The sequence below is a fragment of the Amycolatopsis sp. WAC 01376 genome, assembly GCF_003947415.1.
Taxonomy (GTDB): domain Bacteria; phylum Actinomycetota; class Actinomycetes; order Mycobacteriales; family Pseudonocardiaceae; genus Amycolatopsis.
Window position 1 is genome coordinate 763,692 of the sequence record NZ_QHKL01000002.1, and the last position, 14,636, is coordinate 778,327.

The 14,636-nt window shown below is 68.4% G+C and carries 17 protein-coding genes; 9 read left to right on the forward strand and 8 right to left on the reverse strand.

The genetic code is table 11. The features are described from left to right. Positions 1-3: 3 nt before the first annotated feature. The gene (locus DMH03_RS12890) at positions 4-954 is read left to right on the forward strand and encodes a PLP-dependent cysteine synthase family protein (RefSeq protein WP_125792229.1); all 951 of its coding nucleotides are present in this window, start codon (positions 4-6) and stop codon (positions 952-954) included. A 185-nt stretch (positions 955-1,139) separates the two neighbouring features. Next, on the forward strand, positions 1,140-1,853 hold the full coding sequence (locus DMH03_RS12895) for an aspartate/glutamate racemase family protein (RefSeq protein ID WP_125792230.1): 714 nt from the start codon (positions 1,140-1,142) through the stop codon (positions 1,851-1,853). Here DMH03_RS12895 and DMH03_RS12900 read toward each other — a convergent pair. Beyond that, positions 1,814-2,686, reverse strand: coding sequence for an arylamine N-acetyltransferase (locus tag DMH03_RS12900; RefSeq protein ID WP_125792231.1), 873 nt, complete (start codon positions 2,684-2,686; stop codon positions 1,814-1,816). The genes DMH03_RS12895 and DMH03_RS12900 overlap by 40 nt on opposite strands. Positions 2,687-2,777: 91 nt before the next feature. Here DMH03_RS12900 and DMH03_RS12905 point away from each other — a divergent pair, with 91 nt between their 5' ends. From DMH03_RS12905 to rdgB, 5 genes are read left to right on the forward strand one after another with little or no spacing between them, the layout of a single operon-like run. Then, the gene (locus tag DMH03_RS12905) at positions 2,778-3,434 is read left to right on the forward strand and encodes a rhomboid family intramembrane serine protease (RefSeq protein ID WP_125792908.1); all 657 of its coding nucleotides are present in this window, start codon (positions 2,778-2,780) and stop codon (positions 3,432-3,434) included. Then, positions 3,431-4,237: a glutamate racemase gene (murI, locus tag DMH03_RS12910; RefSeq protein WP_125785071.1), complete on the forward strand. Its 807-nt coding sequence runs from the start codon at positions 3,431-3,433 to the stop codon at positions 4,235-4,237. Before DMH03_RS12905 ends, murI begins: the two co-directional genes overlap by 4 nt. Before the next feature lie 30 nt (positions 4,238-4,267). Then, on the forward strand, positions 4,268-5,035 hold the full coding sequence (locus DMH03_RS12915; protein ID WP_125792232.1) for an MBL fold metallo-hydrolase: 768 nt from the start codon (positions 4,268-4,270) through the stop codon (positions 5,033-5,035). A 23-nt stretch (positions 5,036-5,058) separates the two neighbouring features. Continuing rightward, a complete protein-coding gene (gene rph, locus DMH03_RS12920; RefSeq protein ID WP_125785069.1) occupies positions 5,059-5,835 on the forward strand; it encodes a ribonuclease PH in 777 nt (258 codons plus the stop codon). Continuing rightward, positions 5,832-6,437 (forward strand): RdgB/HAM1 family non-canonical purine NTP pyrophosphatase, encoded by a 606-nt coding sequence (gene rdgB / locus DMH03_RS12925; RefSeq protein ID WP_125792233.1) that lies wholly within the window; start codon positions 5,832-5,834, stop codon positions 6,435-6,437. Before rph ends, rdgB begins: the two co-directional genes overlap by 4 nt. A 53-nt stretch (positions 6,438-6,490) precedes the next feature. Here the strand turns inward: rdgB and DMH03_RS12930 are convergent, their stop codons facing one another. The 4 genes from DMH03_RS12930 to DMH03_RS12945 form a co-directional block, all read right to left on the reverse strand. Further along, entirely contained in the window at positions 6,491-9,664 is a 3,174-nt protein-coding gene (locus DMH03_RS12930; RefSeq protein WP_125792234.1) for an NACHT domain-containing NTPase, read from the reverse strand. A gap of 2 nt (positions 9,665-9,666) precedes the next feature. Continuing rightward, the gene (gene bcp / locus DMH03_RS12935) at positions 9,667-10,143 is read right to left on the reverse strand and encodes a thioredoxin-dependent thiol peroxidase (protein WP_125785066.1); all 477 of its coding nucleotides are present in this window, start codon (positions 10,141-10,143) and stop codon (positions 9,667-9,669) included. 27 nt (positions 10,144-10,170) lie between these two features. Continuing rightward, positions 10,171-10,716, reverse strand: a complete 546-nt coding sequence (locus DMH03_RS12940; RefSeq protein WP_125792235.1) for a hypothetical protein — start codon at positions 10,714-10,716, stop codon at positions 10,171-10,173. 200 nt (positions 10,717-10,916) lie between these two features. Next, positions 10,917-11,099, reverse strand: a complete 183-nt coding sequence (locus DMH03_RS12945) for a hypothetical protein (protein ID WP_026466904.1) — start codon at positions 11,097-11,099, stop codon at positions 10,917-10,919. A gap of 129 nt (positions 11,100-11,228) precedes the next feature. Here DMH03_RS12945 and DMH03_RS12950 point away from each other — a divergent pair, with 129 nt between their 5' ends. Further along, entirely contained in the window at positions 11,229-12,188 is a 960-nt protein-coding gene (locus DMH03_RS12950) for a glycoside hydrolase family 25 protein (RefSeq protein ID WP_255431240.1), read from the forward strand. A 109-nt stretch (positions 12,189-12,297) separates the two neighbouring features. Further along, positions 12,298-12,639 (forward strand): hypothetical protein, encoded by a 342-nt coding sequence (locus DMH03_RS12955; protein ID WP_125792236.1) that lies wholly within the window; start codon positions 12,298-12,300, stop codon positions 12,637-12,639. 28 nt (positions 12,640-12,667) lie between these two features. Here the strand turns inward: DMH03_RS12955 and DMH03_RS12960 are convergent, their stop codons facing one another. Genes DMH03_RS12960 through DMH03_RS12970 form a run of 3 tightly spaced genes read right to left on the reverse strand, consistent with a single transcriptional unit; the run spans position 12,668 to position 14,636 of the window. Continuing rightward, positions 12,668-13,759 carry a zinc-binding dehydrogenase gene (locus DMH03_RS12960; RefSeq protein WP_233611483.1) on the reverse strand — a complete coding sequence of 364 codons (1,092 nt, stop codon included), beginning with the start codon at positions 13,757-13,759 and terminating at the stop codon, positions 12,668-12,670. Beyond that, positions 13,756-14,046, reverse strand: a complete 291-nt coding sequence (locus tag DMH03_RS12965; protein ID WP_125792237.1) for a putative quinol monooxygenase — start codon at positions 14,044-14,046, stop codon at positions 13,756-13,758. Before DMH03_RS12965 ends, DMH03_RS12960 begins: the two co-directional genes overlap by 4 nt. Further along, positions 14,043-14,636, reverse strand: a complete 594-nt coding sequence (locus DMH03_RS12970) for a glycerol-3-phosphate responsive antiterminator (RefSeq protein WP_125673740.1) — start codon at positions 14,634-14,636, stop codon at positions 14,043-14,045. Before DMH03_RS12970 ends, DMH03_RS12965 begins: the two co-directional genes overlap by 4 nt.

The window sequence follows — 14,636 nt, forward strand, 5'->3', positions numbered from 1 at the left end:
TCGATGGCTCGCTACGAGTCGCTGCTCGACACGCTCGGCGGCACCCCGCTGGTCGGTCTTCCCCGGCTTTCGCCCACCCACGACGTGCGGTTGTGGGCGAAACTGGAGGACCGCAACCCGACCGGCTCGATCAAGGATCGCCCCGCACTGGCGATGATCGAGGCCGCCGAGCGTGAAGGCATCCTCCGGCGCGGCTCCACGATCCTGGAGCCGACCTCCGGCAACACCGGGATCTCGCTCGCCATGGCCGCGAAGCTCAAGGGCTACGGCCTGGTGTGCGTGATGCCGGAGAACACCTCCACCGAACGCAAGCAGCTGCTGCAGGCGTACGGCGCGCGGATCGTCTTCTCCCCGGCCGCCGGCGGGTCCAACGAGGCCGTGCGCCGCGCGAAGGAACTCGCCGAGGCGAACCCGGAATGGGTCATGCTCTACCAGTACGGCAACCCGGCCAACGCCGACGCGCACTACCGCGGCACCGGGCCCGAACTGCTCAAGGACCTGCCGACGCTGACGCATTTCGTCGGCGGCCTCGGCACCACCGGCACCCTGGTCGGCGTGGGGCGTTACCTCCACGAGGCGAAGCCGGACGTGCAGATCATCGCGGCCGAACCGCGCTACGGCGAGCTGGTGTACGGCCTGCGGAACCTCGACGAGGGCTTCGTCCCGGAGCTCTACGACGCGAGTGTGCTCAACGGCCGGTTCTCCGTCGGCGCGTACGACGCGCTTCGCCGGACGCGCGAGCTGCTGGAGCACGAAGGCATCTTCGCGGGGATCTCGACCGGCGCCGTGCTGCACGCGGCGCTGGCCGTCGCCGAGAAGGCCGCCGCTTCGGGGAAGCCCGCCGACGTGGCCTTCGTGGTCGCGGATGCGGGGTGGAAGTACCTCTCGACGGGCGCGTACGCCGGCTCGCTCGACGAAGCGGCCGAAAGGCTCGACGGGCAGCTCTGGGCCTGACTCTCGGTTTTCGGGATGTCATGAAAGGTCGTTCAGGACGTTTTTCGTCCTGAACGACCCTTTCATGACATTTGGGGCCGACGCGCGGCCGCAACGATCGCGACTGCTATGAACGGTCCGTTACTTGCAAAATTTGCAAGTAACGGACCGTTCATTGCATTGGCGGCGCTGGCACGATGGCGGGCATGAAGGTCATCGGGCTGCTGGGCGGGATGAGCTGGGAATCGTCGGCCGAGTACTACCGGCTGGTCAACGAGCGCGTCCGTGAGCTGCGCGGCGGCTACCACTCCGCGCGCACCGTGCTGTACTCCGTGGACTTCGCCGAAATCGAAGCGATGCAGGCCGAAGGCCGCTGGGACGACGCCGGACGGGAACTGAACACGGCCGCGCGCGGCCTCGAAGCCGCCGGAGCGGACTTCGTCGTCCTCTGCACCAACACGATGCACAAGGTCGCCGACCGGCTCACGGACGGCCTGGGTATCCCGCTCCTGCACCTCGCCGACACCACGGCCGCCGCGATCAAGGCAGGCGACATCAAAAGGGTCGGACTCCTGGGCACCGGTTTCACCATGGCCCAGCCGTTCTACCGCGAACGTCTCGCCGCGCACGGCCTCGACGTGCTCGTCCCGGAGGAGAAAGACCGCGAGACGGTGCACCGGGTCATCTACGACGAACTCGTCCACGGCGTCGTCACCGAGGGCTCCCGCGAGCGGTACCGCGAGGTCATCGCGAGGCTCGTCGAGGCGGGCGCGGAAGGCGTCATCTACGGGTGCACCGAGATCGAGCTCCTCGTCGGCCCGGAAGACAGCCCGGTGCCCACCTTCCCGACCACGAGGCTGCACGCCGAAGCGGCCGTGGATCACGCGCTGGGCAAGGCCTCACTCCCTCCCGCGGTGTGACGCTCGTGCTGGGAGACGGCCTGCCGCCACAGCCTGTCCTGTTCTTCACCGGTGAAACCGGCGCGAGGCACGCCGAAGACGTCCTCGATCGCCGTCCACCACTCGGCCGGTGACTCCAGCACCGTCTTGCCGCCCGGCAGACCGCTCAAGGTCAGCGCGCGCAGCGAATCCACGCCCTCGGCGTCGCGCCGCTGCAGCACCAGCGTGCGGACGAAGCCGGACTCCGCGGACGTGGACAGCTCGACGTGCTTTTCGGCGAAGTCCGCCATCACGGCCGCCTCCGGCGCGAAATCCATCCCGACGAAACTGCCCTGCGGATCGTGGTCGAAGCGCCAGCCGCCGGGCGTGACGTCCGAAGCCCGTATGCGGAACACCAGCGAGCCCTGTTTGTACTCGCCTTCACGCAGCGGGAGCGGCTCGTGGATGCCGTCCCCGAGCCCCACGTCGACCAGCCAGCCGACCTCGGGAGTCTCCGGCAGCCCGGTCACCGTCAGGGCCAGGTGGTTGAGGTGGATCCCGGCGGGATCGCCAGGGAGCTGCGCGCCGCTCGGATGCCGGGTGACCTGGTAACCGAGCGCCCGCAGCAGCGCCGAGAACGCGCCGTTGAGGTGATAGCAGTAGCCGCCGCGACCGGCGACGATCCGGCTGAACGACACCGCGGGATCCAGCGAGGTCACCCGGCCGAGCTGGACCTCGAAATCCTCGTACGGCACCCGCTCCACATGCGCCGCGTGGAGCCGGAAAAGCGCGTCGAGGCTCGGCGGCTCGTGCTCGAGGCCGAGTCGCGTGAGGTAGGCGGGCACGTCGACGTGCTCGGAAGAAGAAGTCCCCATGTGATCGACGGTAGCGGCCCCCACCGACAATTCAGGGTTCTCACGGAGGCGATCCCGCCGGTCGCCGTCGTAGCCTGGGGAGGTGACCCCTTTGCCTCCCCAGCCGGTCCCGGCGAGCGAGCCCGGTACGGACCCGGCCAAACGCGTCCTGCCGCCGAACCCGAAGGCCGCCGCGATCGTCGCGCTGGCCTTCACCGCGCTCCTCTACCTGGTCGAACTGGTCGACGTCGTGCTGCCCGCCGACCTCGACCAGAGCGGCGGAATCGTCGCCCGCGAGGTCTCCGATCTCGACGGCGTGATCTGGGCGCCGTTGCTGCACGCGGGCTGGGGGCATCTGTTCTCCAACACCGTCCCGGTGCTGGTGTTCGCCTTCCTCGCGATGTCCGCGGGCATCGGCCGGTGGGTGCTGGTCACCGCGATCATCTGGGTGCTCTCCGGCGTCGGCGTCTGGCTGATCGCGCCGAGTGGCACGGTGACCGTCGGCGCCTCGGGCGTCGCCTTCGGCTGGCTCGCGTTCCTGCTGGTCCGGGGCATTTTCAATCGTGCTGTCGGGCAGATCCTGGTGGCCGTGGTGCTGCTGGGCATCTGGAGCGGGATGCTCTGGGGCCTGCTTCCGGGTACGCCGAACGTCTCCTGGCAGGGCCACCTGTTCGGCGCGCTGTCCGGGGTCTTCGCGGCCTGGGTGATGGCGCGGATGGACAGGTCCCAAGCCAGGAAGGCGACCGGTCCCGGTAGCCTCGCCGGGTGACCAAGCCGAGCGCCGACGCCCCGATCGGCGTCTTCGATTCCGGAGTGGGCGGGCTCACCGTCGCCAGGGCGATCCTGGAGCAGCTGCCCGGTGAGCAGTTGCGCTACGTCGGCGACACCGCCCGCAACCCGTACGGTCCGCTTCCCATCGCGACGGCTCGCCAGTACGCGCTGGAAGCGCTGGACGACATCGTCGACGGCGGGGTGAAGGCGCTGGTCATCGCCTGCAACACAGCTTCCGCAGCCTGCCTTCGCGACGCGAGGGAGCGCTACGACGTCCCCGTGATCGAGGTCGTCCTCCCGGCCGCGCGGCGGGCCGTTTCCGCCACGCGCTCCGGCCGCATCGGCGTGATCGGCACCGAGGGCACCGTCCGGTCCCGCGCCTACGACGACGCCTTCAACGCCGCACAGGACGTCGAGATCACCAGCGTCGCGTGCCCGCGGTTCGTGGACTTCGTCGAACGCGGGATCACCACCGGGCGCCAGGTGCTGGGACTCGCGCAGGGCTATCTGGAACCACTGCTGGACGCGCAGGTCGACACGCTGGTCATGGGCTGCACGCACTACCCGTTGCTGTCCGGGGTGCTGCAGATCGTCATGGGCCAGGACGTCACGCTGGTGTCCAGCGCCGAGGAAACCGCGCGTGACCTCGTGCGCGTCCTCACCGAGGCCGATCTCCTGGCCGAGCGCGACACCCCGCCGCGGCACGAGTTCGTCGCCACCGGATCCGCCGAGCCGTTCACGAGGCTCGCTCAGCGGTTCATGGGTTTCGCTCCGGGTGTGCTGGCTCCCACCAGCGCATAAAAACGCCGATTCCGTGCTTAAGGTGTCACAGTGCGTCTCACGATCCTCGGCTGCTCCGGCAGCATCCCCGGGCCCAACGCCGCCGCGTCCGGCTATCTGATCGAGGCGGACGGGTTCGTCCTGGGGCTCGAACTCGGCAACGGGACGCTCGCCAGGTTGCAGGCCCTGCGCGACCCGTTCGACCTGGACGCGCTGATCCTTTCGCACCTTCACCCCGATCACTGCGCCGACGTCAGCGCGCTCACCGTGTTGCGGCGCTACCACCCCGAGCTGCCGTATCCGGCGAGGCCGCGACGGCTGCCGGTGTACGGGCCCTCGGACGTGCACGAGCGGCTCGCCCACGCTTACGCGGCGAACGAGGCTGAGCGGGCGACCACCGATCTCTCCGACGTCTTCTCCTTCGACATCCTGCGGGAAGACACCATGGAGATCGGGCCGTTCGAGGTCACCGCGGTCCCGGTCGACCATCCGACCCCGGCGTTCGGCCTGCGCGTTTCGCACGGCGGCAAAACCCTCGCCTACACCGGTGACACCGGCGTCTGCGACACCCTGACCGACCTCGCCGGCGGCGCCGACGTCCTGCTGTCCGAAGCGTCTTGGACCGACTCGCCCGACCGGCCTCCCGGCGTCCACCTGTCCGGCAAGGAAGCGGGAGAGCTGGGCCGCAAGGCGGGGGTGGGGCGCTTGCTGCTCACCCACGTCGCGCCCTGGACCGACCGCGACGCCGTCCTCGCCGAGGCGGCCGTCGCGTTCCCCGAGGCCGAGCTGGTCGAGCAGGGCGCCGTCTACGACCTCTGACACGGGGTTCTAGAGTGGCGGCCGTGGCGAGAAAAGACGGCAGGAACGACGACCAGCTTCGCGACATCAAGATCACCCGCGGCTTCCAGCGGTGGCCCGCGGGCTCGGTGATGATCGAGTTCGGCGACACCAGGGTGCTGTGCGCGGCGAGCGTCACCGAAGGCGTCCCGCGCTGGCGGGCAGGCTCCGGCCTCGGCTGGGTCACCGCCGAGTACGCGATGCTGCCGTCGGCGACCAACACCCGCAGCGATCGCGAATCCATCAAGGGCCGCGTCGGCGGCCGCACGCACGAGATCTCCCGGCTGATCGGCCGGTCCCTGCGCGCCTGCATCGACCTGGCGGCGCTGGGGGAGAACACGATCGTCATCGACTGCGACGTCATCCAGGCCGACGGCGGCACCCGCACGGCCGCGGTGACCGGTGGCTACGTCGCTCTCGCCGACGCCGTCACCTGGCTCGGCGCGGCGGGCCGCCTCGCCGACCCGCAGCCGCTTTCGGCTTCGGTCGCGGCGGTGAGCGTGGGCGTCGTCGATGGCCGTGTGCGCCTCGACCTGCCGTACGAAGAGGACTCGCGCGCGGAGGTCGACATGAACGTCGTCGCCACCGACGCGGGCACCATGATCGAGGTGCAGGGCACCGGTGAGGGCGCCACCTTCGCGCGGTCCACTTTGGACACGATGCTGGACATGGCGCTCGCGGGCTGCGAAGAGCTGACCCGCCTCCAGACCGAAGCCCTCGCGTTGCCGTATCCCGGCGAGCTTCCCGAGCCGCGCCCGGACAAGAAGAAGGGCGCGAAGTGACCAAGCTGCTTCTCGCCACCCGCAACGCGAAGAAGCTCGGCGAACTCCGGCGCATCCTTGTGGCGGAGGGGATCGAGGGCATCGAGGTCATCGGACTCGCCGACGTCCCCGAGTTCCCCGAAGCGCCCGAAACCGCTCCGGACTTCGAAGGCAACGCGCTCGCGAAGGCGCAGGACGCGGCGGCCGCGACCGGTCTCCCGGCCATCGCCGACGACTCCGGCATCTCCGTCGACGCGCTCAACGGCATGCCGGGCGTGCTCTCGGCCCGCTGGTCGGGCAAACACGGTGACGACGAGGCGAACCTGGACCTCGTGCTGGCGCAGCTGTCCGACACCCCCGACGAACGTATGGGCGCCGCTTTCGTCTGCGCGGCCGCGCTCGTCGTCCCCGGTGGCGACGAAACCGTGGTGCGCGGGGAATGGCGCGGCTCGCTGATCCGGGAACGCCGTGGCGCCAACGGATTCGGCTACGACCCGATCTTCGTTCCCGAGGGTGAGACGCGGACTTCGGCGGAGCTGGAACCGTCCGAAAAGGACGCGTCTTCGCATCGGGGGAAGGCGTTGCGGGCGTTGGTGGGAGAGTTGCGGAAGCTGGCCGGTTGAGGTGGTCGTGAGTGGCGTTTCGGGGTTAGAACCCGAAACGCCACTCACGACCGTCAGCGGATTATCTTCACGTTGGGACCGAGTTCGTCCAGTCCGGTTATGCGGGATTCCGGTCGTGCGAAGAGACTGATGTCGAGACCCGTCAACGCCCGGACGTCAACCGCGTCCGGGCCGGGAGCGGCCCAGATAAAGACGCTCTTCAGCGTTGGGTGCGCGGCGAGCGGAGCGAGGTCGTCCAGCGCGCACTTCACGAGTTGGAGCGATTTCAGTGGAAGATCGGCCACCGGGATCAAATCCGTCATGTCGGCTGCCGTCGCCGAAAGGAACGTCAGGCCGGGGAACTTCTCGGCGATCAACTGTGCGGTGATTCCGGTCCTCAGGCTGCTGCCCAGGCTCAGCATGTCGATTCCGGGCATCGGTGGTGTGGCGGCCAGCGCGCGGCGGGTACATTCCGAGATGCTCAGTCCGGCCAGTGAAGTCATCGCAGCGAGAGCCGCGAGACTGGTGACCGATTGCAGGCAATCGAGCGACAGGTCTCGTACGTGTGCCAGGCGGCCGAATGCTTCCAAACCGCGCCAGGGCGAGGCCCGGAAGATGGTTAACTCTTCGAGCGACTCCAAGGATTTCAGGCCTTGCAGACCGGTGTACTTTTTGGCGAAGTACAGGCTGACTTTCCTCAGCGTCGGATGGTCGGCCAGGGAGGTCAAGTCCACGACGGAGTTCTCGTCGAAGTGTAGGCTGAGCTCCTGGAGCTCGGGCATGCCCTCGATCAGGTCGAGGCCATACACTTCTTCGGAGGGGCTGACGGACAAGGCGTCAAGATGGCGAAGCCGTCCCGTATAGGGCAGCAGCCTGCTGGCGTTGACCTCGAACTTGCCGTTCCATAAAGGGGAATCGGCCAGTACTTCATCAGCGAAGCGTTCCGGATCGAAGTATTGCCACGCCTCGCTGAGCTGATTTTGGACCTTCTCCCGAGGATCCTGGGCGTAGCCGCGCAGAAGCTGCAGAGCATCGTCGCCCGCGGTGAGTGTCGCAGCCCGGACGGTCGCGGCAGCGGCCGCCTCGCTGAGCTCGCCGGTGGTTTCCGGGAGATAGCGCAAAAGTCTGGGACCGACAGACGCGAGAGACTGGGTTTCGCGAAGGTCTCTCGGCGGGACGAGATGCTCTCGGATGACATGTTCGACGCGTTCGATCACGGCCGGATCGATGTTGCTGACCGTCTCTAGACAGGCCGCCGCGAGCAACCGCAAGCGACGGGTGTACCGCTGCTCGGAGTCGGCGCGATCGAGGATCTCGGTCAGCAGCTTGTCGGCCTGATGGTGTTTGGCGTGACCACAGGCCATGATCACGGTCTCTCGCCAGGTGTCCCGATGCGCGTTCGCAATCAGGGTGTCCAGATAGCGTGCCTCGGTGGCTTCGCTCGCAGCGAGGAATTCCTGGAAGGTCCGGTGCACGAAGTCCACCCGGCCGCTCACCGGCTCCCGCAGCACGCCGCTGCGTTCGAGGAGGTGGCTCAGTACCTCTTCTGCGCCGTGGTCGACGTGTGGTATCCAGCGCAGCCGATAGGCGATGTGCTCCAGGACTTCGTCCTTCGGCAGTTCGACTTTGCCACTGGAAGTGAGCCGCCAGGCGAGATGCCCGAGCAGGATCAGTTTCTGCTGCTCGGTGAGCAGGACGGTGATGCTGCGCGCGGTGTCGCGCAGGTGCAGCAGCATCGACAAGGCCTTGCGGTACAGATCCATCCGGTCACGCGGCAGTTCCGAGCGGTGCGCCCAGTTCAACGCACACAACATCGAGCAGAGCAACGGACTCGAAGCCAGCGTGCGCAGATGTGGGCGATTGTTGAGCTGGCTCAGCAGCCGTCGCCGAGCACCGTCGAGATCCTCTTCCGGGCGGACCGAAACGGCCGCCTCGTGCCATTTGTCGACGAGGGCGTGGATGTCGGCGGGACTCATCGGTTCCAGCAGAACGGAACCGAAGCCTTCCTGGTAGAGCCACCGCTGGTCCGCGGCCGCGCTCCGCGAGGTGACGACGAAACGGGCCTCCGGATACGTCAACCCGAGTTCCTGGAGCCAATCCTTGACCTTCCGGCGGCGGGGAGGCTCGACCTCATCGACGCCGTCGACCAGGATCATCGCCTTTCCGCTTCGCAGCACACGGTCCGCCCAGTTGGCGGGTGCCCGTCCGGCGAGCGTGGGGGCGGCGTGGGCCACGAAGTGCTCGGCGCCGGGGAGCTCGCCGGTGGTGAAGCTCCGCAGCCGGATCGGGAACGGGACGAATCCGTTCCAGCACGACAGCTTCCCGGTGAATCGGCTGCCCGCGGCGCTGATCGCGAGCCAATTCAGCAGGGTGGTCTTGCCGGAACCCGCCTCGCCGCGCACCAGTGTCCGCTGCTCTTCACCGATCGCGCTCTCCGCCCGCATCGTCGTGCCGTCGCGGCGACCAGGGTGCTTTTCGAACCAGTTCTCCGGCCGGTCGTCACTGTGCGAGCTTTCGGAGGAGACCGAAAGGCTGAGGTAGGCGACTGTCAGCTGCAGGGTCGGCTGGTCGTCCTTGGTCAGCCCGAGCAGGTCGAGCCTGTCCAGTTTCCGGGAGAGCAGGCTCAGGTACTCCGCCTTGAACTCCTCGTCATGGTTGGTCCCGGCCGGTGCGGTGAGGCTCGTTTTCGGGATCCGCGCGAGGAGTTGGTCCAGCTGGTCCGACTGCCGGGACAGACGTCCCAAGATCTCGGCGAGCGTTGCCGGCTGGAACGACGGTAGGTGCCGCACCACCATCACGAGGTGGCGGCACGCCTGATCCAGCGCCAGTTCGTACAGATCCGCCGCCCGCTCGGCGAGCAGGGCCGAGCGGGCGGGAAACTGTTCGCGGACGCGCCGGGCCAGGAGTTCCGGGTCGGCGTCATCCGCCAAGAGGGCTTCATCGGAGAGATCGACCTTGCCGAGGGTGTCCTCGACAGCGAGGAACGCCGCGGTGATCTCGTTCTCGGGCAGTGTCGAGAACCGTGCGGCGAGAACCGGCTTCAGCTCCTCGGCCACCTGCAGGCCGATCGTCTCCACCAGGTTCTCGAGCTTGCGTTTTTCCAGCGGCCCTTTGAGTTCGTCGGTCGCCAGTTCGGCGAGGCTCGACTCGCGCTCGGTCTTCTTCCGCCGTCGCTGCAACCACGACTTCGCCGCGTGCGTGGCGATACTGCCGCCCAGTTTGAGTGCGGGTCCCTCCAGCCCCGTCATCGTCAGGACGCCAGGGAAAGGTCCCGGAGAAGCTTCGCGACGTGCCCCGTCGCGCGCACGTTGTACTGCGCCACGGCGATCTTGCCCTCGGGGTCGACGACGAACGTCGAGCGGATGACGCCTTCGTAGACCTTGCCGTAGTTCTTCTTCTCACCGAAGGCGCTGTATGCCTTCAGGACGGTCTTCTCCGTGTCGGACAGCAGCGGGAAGGTCAGCCCTTCCGCCTCGACGAACTTCGCGAGCTTCGCGGGCTTGTCCGGCGAGATGCCGAGCACGCGGTAACCGGCGTCGTTGAGCTGCGCGAGGCTGTCCCGGAAGTCGCACGCCTGCTTCGTGCAGCCCGGCGTGCCGGCGCTCGGGTAGAAGTACACGACGACCGATTCGCCGCGGAAGTCGCTGAGCTTGACGTCGTTGCCCTCACTGTCGGGGAGGGTGAAGTCGGGCGCTTTGTCGCCGGGGGAGAGTCGCTGCTCGGTCATGACGCACACGGTAGCGAACCGGCGGCGTCAGACCCTCCCGCAGTACTTCGCGGCGACGGGCTCCGAGGGGCTCGGCCGCACCTGGAGGCGCAGCCTCACCGGCTTGTCCGGAACGGCGAACGCCAGATTCAGCCGGACCGACCGGCCCGGCGCCACGTCCTTGCCGGCGTCCGCGACGCCGTTGTAGCCCTGCACCGGGTCGACGACCTGTTTGACCGCCGTGGTTTCCCCGTCGATCTCACCCGCGACGGACAGGCCGGAGAGCCGGTACGTGCCGTCGCCCGCGTTCGTCACCTCGATGCCGAAGGCCACCGCACGGGGGCTCTGCGGGTACGCCGACGCGCTGGGGCGGAACGAATTCGGCGCCGACACGGAGATCGTGACCCCGGTCGCGAACCGATGCGGGGCGCCGAACGCGAGGTCGCCTTCCGTGTGGGTGGCGGCCACTCCCTGTTTCGGGGCGTCCGCGCCGAGCGCGGCGGCCCCTTTTTCCGGTGCCGGAACCCCGCAGGCGGCCGCCAGCATCAGGGAGCAGGCGGCGATCAAGAGCTTCGGGGTGCGCGGGGGCGCCATGTGCGGTTACTCCAGTCGGAGGTGCGAGTGGGCCGTTCGAGGTAGGTATTAGTGCCGAAGAGTCCAGAGTGACGGTCTTCCGCAGCCGAGAGGAGCGGCACGGCCGGGTTGAGGCGCACCTGGTGTACAGCCGTGGCCGATCCGTGATCGGAAGGGTACGGCTAGTGACAGTCGTCACCTCGGTGGCACACCGGCGACGATCAGACGGCGAAGGCGAAGAACAGGATGAAGATCGCCAGACCGGACACCCAGGCCACGATCAGCCAGCCGAAATCGCGCATCGGATCGACCGCTCGGCTCTCCTCGCCGGGGACGTAGACGCCGCGCTCTTCGAACCAGTCCGCCCACCGGGTCATCCAGCGAAAGGGGCTTCGAGACGCCATGTCGTCACAGTACGGGTATGGGTGAGCCGCGTCAGCCGAGGAGTGGCCGCCCAAAAGGGCGAATCGGACGTACCAGTTATCGCCCACTAGGCCCTTTTGTCCAATCGGTTCACCCGCCAGGCTGTAACGATGGCGCTGGGAATAGATGTCTACAGCCGCTTTCAGTCCGTTACCAATTGGCAGGCCGTCAAGGATCATGGCGTGACGTTCGTCTTCGTCAAGCTCACCGATGGTGGTGGATTGCCGAACGGCGGCCGCAACACCGGCGATGCCTTGGTGGCCGGAGCCAGATCGGTGAAAATCCCGGTGGGCGGCTACCACTTCGCTCAGGCGAGTCCGTCGCCGGAGGCGCAGGCCGACGTGTTCATCGCGGAGGTCCGGCGGCTCGGGGCGACCGGATGCGTCCCGATGCTCGACCTCGAGGACAACCCGCCCGGTTCGGGGACGCCGAACATCCCCGACGCGCGCAAGCGCGACTTCTCGATCAGGTTCTGCAACCGCGTGGCCGGACACGGGTTCCGGCCGGGCATCTACCTGAACAACTCGCTCGCCAAGATGCTGCGGCCGGATCGATTCGGCGTGCCGGACCTGGTCATCTGGATCGCGCGCTACGGCGCCAAACCCGATGCCGCCGCGGGCCACTACGACGTGCACCAGTACTCCGACGCCGGCCAGGTGCCCGGCATCCGCGCGAGCAGTGTCGACCTCAACGAGTCCTACACGAACGCCCACTTGACCGGCGGCGGCGCCGCCCCGAAGCGGAAGGCGACGACAGAACTCATGGAACGCAGGACCATTCCGGCCAGCCCGTCCGTCACGTCCGTGCGGCTGCTGCTCTCCGGCAGCGAGACGGCCGCGATCATCGTCCGCCCTCGTGTCGACGGGGACGGCATCACCGACGCGCCCGTATGGCAGGGCAACATCTACGCCTGGGGAAGCGACAAGGTGGGTGTCGGCGGGAATCCCATGCAGACGCCCGGATTCAACCCGAAGACGGTTTCGCACCGGCGGTACCACCTGCCGGGCGCGGTGTGGGCCGACTTCGAGTACAGCTCGAACGTGGACTTCGAGATCGACATCGTCGGCTGAGCGTGGAAGTCCGTGAGGGCCTCCTTCCCTACTCTCAAGGTAGGGAAGGAGGCCCTCACGGACTTCGGGGTGTGGCACGATGATCGGGTGATGGATTTCCGAAAGGGCAATGCCGCGTAGAGCGCCCGCACGAGTCCGGCGAGGGCTTCGACTTCGGCGTCCGGCCGAACTCCGTGACCCGTGGGGTTTTTCGCCCGCACTCGCCGCCGAGATCGCCCGGCTCGAACGTTCCCGGAACTATCTCGGGCCCGGTGCGACCCGGACCGCGCTCCGCCTCTGGCGAGAGTTCACCGCGGACCCGTACCGACGGCTTCGGGTCGACACCGAGGGCTGTGGTATCTGGGAGTGTTGCGGCGATCCCCGGCAAGCGAGGGAAATGCTCGAAGGGGTGCTGCTCGCCCTCCCGGCGCGAGCCGCCAAGGAGTTGCGGAGGCACGTCGGCGAGGAGTGATGGTTCTCGCGAAGGCGCGCTCCCCACCTCAAGAGAAGGTGACGACCTGCCGCACCGCGGCGCCCCGCCGCAGTCGGTCGAAGCCCGTGTTGATCTCCTCCAGCCCGATCCGGTGCGTCAGCAACGCCTCCACGGGCAGCAGCCCGGCCCGGTAGAGGGCGATGAACCGGGGGATGTCGCGCCGGGGGACGCACGAGCCGAGGTAGCTGCCGCGCAGCGTCTTCTCTTCGGCTACCAGGCTTTGCGCGGGCAGCGCGAGTTCGGCGGACGGGTCGGGAAGGCCGACGGTGACGGTGGTACCGCCCGGCCGGGTCGCCCGGTACGCCTGGTGCAGGGCGGCGACCACGCCGGTGGTGTCGACGGCGTGGTCGGCGCCGCCGTCGGTGAGTTCCCTGATCGCGTCGACGTCGCCCTCGAGTGCGTGGGTCGCGCCGAGGGACAGTGCCAGCTCGCGCTTTTCGGCGACGAGGTCGACGGCCACCAGTGTGGCCGCGCCGGCGGCTTTCGCGGCGAGGAGTGCGGCGAGGCCGACGCCGCCGAGGCCGAAGACGGCGACGCTGTCTCCCGGTCGTACGTCGGTCGCGTTGAAGACGGCGCCGGCGCCGGTGAGCACCGCGCAGCCGAACAGGGCCGCGACGTCGAACGGCAGGGCGTCGTCGACGGCGACCACCGAACGGGCCGAGACGACGATGTGTTCGGCGAACGCGGAGACGCCCAGGTGGTGCCCTGGGCGGCCGTCGGGGGAGGACCAGCGGGTGCCGCCGCCGAGCAGGGTGCCGTTCCGGTTCGACTCGGCCGCCGGGGCGCACAGGGCGGGCCGCCCGGTGAGGCAGGGGCGGCAGTCGCCGCAGGAGGGCACGAACGACAGCACGACATGCTGACCCGCCGTGAAGCCGGTGCCCTGCCCCGCTTCGACCACCTCGCCAGCGGCCTCGTGTCCCAGGACCATTGGCAGTGGCCGGGGCCTGGTGCCCTCGATCACCGACAGATCCGAGTGGCACAGCCCGGCGGCCCGCACCCGGACCAGCAGCTCACCCGGCCCGGGCGGCTCCAGCGTCATCGTCTCGATTTCCAGCGGGCGGCCGACTTCGCGGAGGACCGCGCCCCGGACCCGCATCATCGCCCGCTCCCGGCCGGGACACAGGTGGTGACCTGGCGTTCGGACAACAACGGAACCACCTCGCCGAGCACGATCCGCCGGAAGTGCTCCGACTCGCAGTGGCCGGTGAAGTCCTGTTCGGACTCGTACTCCTCGACGATCACCACCACTCCGTCCTCGGTTCCGGAGTGGACGGTGTAGCCGACACAGCCAGGCTCACGCAGTGAGGCGGCGGCCATCGGCTCCAGCAGTTCGAGGACGCGGTCCCGGTGCGCGGTCACGTACCGGGCCACCACGACGAAAATCATTTTTCTCCTGCGCTCAGCTGGGACCGGGTCAGCGACCACAGCCCCGAATCGGACGACGCGGCGCCCAGCGCGCCCATCGCGAGGGAATGGGCCACCCCGGACCGGTCGGTGACGAAACCGGCCGCCACGAACGGCGACATGGTTTCGCGGGCCTGCGCCGACATCCAGGGGATGATCGGCGCGGGCATGAGCTCCACCAGGTCGGGACGGCTGCGTTTCACCGCTTCCAGGCTGCGGTTCAGATTCGACCGGTCGGTGACGAACACCTTGTGCATCGTCAGCATCGACAACGTGCGTGCCCGTTCGATCGGGGCGACCCTGGTGCTGACCACCCCGGTCGCCCCGATCTCCTGGAGGAAGTCCACGCCGCCGCGATCGGTGGCGAGGCCGGGACAGGAGTCGATGTTGACGAAGAGGACCTTCTCCAGTCCCGTCAGCACCGGCACGATCTTGGCCAGCTGCCCGACCGGGACCGCCGCGAGGATGCCGACGCGGGACGCCGAGTTCGCGAAGTCGCCCACCTTGGCGGTGCCGACCACCGACGCGCAGACCGGGACGTCCGCGAACGCCGCCGTGATCCTCTCGTTCAT